Here is a 3,989-nt window from a genome sequence, read left to right as displayed (position 1 = left end):
CTGACCCGCATGTATGACGAAATCGGCCGCGCCATTGACGCCGGCGGTGACCCCGAGACCGTGGACCGGGCACTGGCACCCATGGGTCTGCCCATGACGCCGTTGCAGCTGCTGGACTTCGTGGGCCCCGCGGTGCTTGTGCACATCACCCACACGATGCACCAGGCCTACCCGGACCGCTTCACACTCTCCCCGTGGTTGGACGCCGTGGCCGAGGCCGGCCTCACCCGCGTGCTGCCCCGGCGCGGCGAAGACTCCGACACCTACCTCACCCCGCAGGCGGAGCAGGCCCGGGATCGCACGCGGGGCGAGCGGGCGGCGTCGTCGGCGGGGGACGACGGCGCGAACGGCCAGTTGCTCACGCGCGTCCAGGACGCGCTCGCGGACGAGATCGGCCACATGCTGGATGAGAGCGTGGTCGCCTCCGCGCGGGACGTGGACCTGTGCATGATTCTGGGCGCCAACTACCCGTTCCACTTGGGCGGCATCACCCCGTATCTGGACCGGTGCGGAGCAGCCGAACGCGTGCGCGGCCAGCGATTCGACGCCGCCCAGAAGTAACCCACCCCGCCGAGAACCACCACGACTTCACGAAAGAGATCACAGCATGAGCGAGCAGCCCACCACCGAACCTTCCACGGGTAGCCAGGATTTGTTCCCGCAGGGCACCGTGGAACCCGAATACTCCCTCAACGATGTCCTCGACACGGACGCCGCCGGTGTCTATGTGGACATCACCGACGAGGACCGCGCGCACTGGATGCGCGCCCGCGCGTTCGTGCAGGACGAGCTGCTGGGCGTGATCCACGAGTACTGGGACCGCGGCGAGTACCCGCTGGACCTGGTGGCGCGCTTGGGCGAGTTGGACCTGTTGCGTGACGGCGTGGACGTCCCCGGATATGCGCCGATGTCCAAAATGGCTGCCGGATTGGTGGCCATGGAACTATCCCGCGGGGACGGCTCCATCTCCACCGTGAGCGGCGTGCAGGGCGGGCTGGCCATGCGCTCGATCGCCATGTGCGGCAACGACGAACAGCGGGAACGCTGGCTGCCGAATATGGCCGCGGGCAAGCTGCTGGGTGCCTTCGCGCTGACCGAACCCACGCACGGCTCGGACTCGATCGGCCTGGAAACCCGCGCCACCCCCACCGAGGGCGGTTTCATTCTCAACGGTGAGAAGAAGTGGATCGGTAATGGTTCCATGGGCGGCATCACCGTGGTGTGGGCCCGCAACGATGTCACCAACGCGGTGCAGGGCTTTGTGGTTCCGCAGGAGTCGGAGGGTTACAGCGGCACGACCATCCGAGGCAAGTTGGCGTTGCGCGCCATCCATCAGGCCCACATCCGCATGGAGAATGTCTTTGTTCCCACGGAGAACGTGCTGCCGGGTGCCGGTTCGTTCCGGGACACCTCCGCGGTGTTGTTCGCAACGCGCATCGGTGTGGCCTGGGCCGCGGTCGGGCAGGCGGTGGCTTGCTACGAGACCGCCGTTCAGTACGCGGCGCAGCGGCAACAGTTCGGTCGTCCGCTGGCCGCGTCGCAGATCGTGCAGGAGCGACTGGCGCGCATGCTCAGCGAGTTGACCGCCATGCAAACAATCGTGATGGCCATGGCCCGCAAGGAGGAGGCCGGCACACTGACCGGGCCCCAGGCCTCGCTGGCCAAGTACACCGCGACCCGCACGGCCCGTCGTGTTGCGGCGAACGCGCGCGATCTTTTGGGCGGCAACGGCATTTTGGTGGAAAATCGTGTTGCGCGTCACTTTGCGGACGTCGAGGCGCTGCACACCTACGAGGGCACCGAAACCGTTCAGGCCCTCATCATCGGCAAGTCCATCACCGGTTTCTCGGCCTACAACTGAGCCACCGATTACAGGAGCACCCATGTACGCCAACGCACAGCCCCTGTCCCCGCTGCGATTCATCGAGCGCAGCGCGGAAGTCTTTCCCCAGCGAGAAGCCATTGTGTACGGCGACCAATCGTGGACTTATCAGGCCTTCGAACGAGACGTGCGGCGCTTCGCCACCGCGCTGCTGCCGCATCTGCCACCCCTTTCGGTTTCGGGGGACGACGCCGCCGCGTCCGGTGACGCTGCGGGACAGGGGTATCTGGGTGCGGAGCAGCTGACACGGTCCCTGCCCACGGTGGCCGTGATTGCACCCAACCTTCCGGCCATGCTGATGGCCCACTATGCGGTTCCGGCTGCGGGTGCGGTTCTGGTGCCGTTGAACCCGAGGTTGTCCACGCGTGAGCTCGACTACATCCTGGAGCACAGCGAGGCGCGGGTGGTCATCGCCGACTCATCCGTGCTGGATTCCGTGGCCGCCGCGATCGAAGGCAAAGACGGCATCACGCTCGTCCAGCTGCCCGATGAGCAGGCCGGTATCGAACCGGTGCGGGAGCACTCCCACGGTGAGATCCCCACGTTCGACGAGTTCATCGATGTGGAGCCCCGGGAAGCCGGCCGGGCGGCGTCGTCGGGCGAGCGGGGCGTGAGTTACGGGGTGACGGACGAGAACTCGCCCATCACCCTCAACTACACGTCCGGGACCACGGGCCGCCCCAAGGGCGTGCTGTACGGCCACCGCGGGGCGTACCTGAACAGCCTGGGCGAGGTGTTCCACAACGGCTTCGACGGCGCGACCCGCTACCTGTGGACGCTGCCGATGTTCCACTGCAACGGGTGGTGCACCACGTGGGCCGTGACCGCGGCCGGCGGCACGCATGTGTGTTTGCGGGCCGTGCGGCCGGATGCGATCTGGGACGCGTTCGACAACCAGGGCATCACGCACCTGTGTGGCGCGCCGGCCGTGTGCTCGATCATCGTGGACGCGGACGAAGCTCACGCGCTTGACAACCCCATTCGCATCACCACGGCGGGAGCTCCGCCGGCGCCGAGCATCATTGAGCGCCTCGAGAGTGCCGGGTTCGGGATCGTGCACGTGTACGGGCTCACCGAGGTGTTCGGTCCCATCACCATTTGTGAACCGCAAGAGGAGTGGAAGGAACTCTCCCCGCAGGACCGCGCCCAGCAGATGTCCCGCCAGGGCGTGGGCATGGTGCAGGCGGAGTCCGCGCGCATCGTGGATACCGAGATGAACGATGTCCCCGAGGACGGCGAAACACTGGGTGAAGTGGTATTGCGCGGCAACAACGTGATGATCGGCTATTACAAGGACCCGGAAGCCACGGAGCAGGCGTTCTTCGGTGGGTGGTTCCACACCGGCGATCTGGGCGTCATGCACCCCAACGGGTACATCCAACTGCGTGACCGCGCCAAGGACATCATCATTTCCGGCGGCGAGAACATCTCGTCCATCGAGGTGGAGCAGGCCCTGTATTCCCACCCGGACGTGATCGACGTGGCCGTGATCGGTGTTGCCCATGAGAAGTGGGGTGAACGGCCGGTGGCGCACGTGGTGCGTTCGGCCGGCTCCTCGGTCACCGGGGAGGAGCTGCGGGAGCACGTGCGTGAGCGCTTGAGCGGATTCAAGGTGCCGGACACCGTGACCTTCAGCGACGAGCTGCCGCGCACGGCCACGGGCAAGGTGCGGAAGAACCTGCTGCGGGGATAACCGGGGGCCCTGGGCCGGGTCCCTCTGCCGTGGGTGCTCGGCACCCGGCCGACGCTCTCTGCAGGCCCAGATGATCAAGAATGTAGTGACCTAGGCCACGTATAACACAGGTCCGACCGACGCTTTGCGCGGTGGTCGATCTCTGTGTAATGTATTCCGAGTCGCCGCAAGGACGGACAAGCGAGAGATCGCCTTCCCGGTACCGCCGACAGCTACCAACCACTTACCGAGCTTTGCTCAGTCGCGAACGAGAGTTTGCGAAAAGGTAAACGGCTGGATAAGCTGAAGAGGTTGCCGCAGGGGAAAGCGAAAAGCTTCCGGATCCAGCGGCAGGACCAACCAACAAAGAACCTGAGGGTTTCTTGTGTGGTTTGTTGTTTGTCAACTCAATAGTGTGCCTAGTTTGTTGATACC

General features: G+C 65.5%; 3 protein-coding genes. All 3 read left to right on the top strand.

The window, feature by feature from the left end:
* Positions 1-561, top strand: a 561-nt coding sequence (locus Q4E95_RS10870; protein WP_303383326.1) for a 3-hydroxyacyl-CoA dehydrogenase family protein, incomplete at its 5' end; no start/stop codon positions are given.
* Positions 562-607: 46 nt separating this feature from the next.
* Positions 608-1,861 (top strand): acyl-CoA dehydrogenase family protein, encoded by a 1,254-nt coding sequence (locus tag Q4E95_RS10865; RefSeq protein WP_303383325.1) that lies wholly within the window; start codon positions 608-610, stop codon positions 1,859-1,861.
* A 22-nt stretch (positions 1,862-1,883) separates the two neighbouring features.
* Positions 1,884-3,575 carry an AMP-binding protein gene (locus Q4E95_RS10860; protein WP_303383324.1) on the top strand — a complete coding sequence of 564 codons (1,692 nt, stop codon included), beginning with the start codon at positions 1,884-1,886 and terminating at the stop codon, positions 3,573-3,575.
* Positions 3,576-3,989: the final 414 nt, after the last annotated feature.

The organism is Kocuria sp. (assembly GCF_030536815.1).
GTDB lineage: Bacteria > Actinomycetota > Actinomycetes > Actinomycetales > Micrococcaceae > Kocuria > Kocuria gwangalliensis.
The sequence above is the reverse complement of the archived record's forward strand: the minus strand, read 5'-3'. Positions and strand labels throughout refer to the sequence as shown.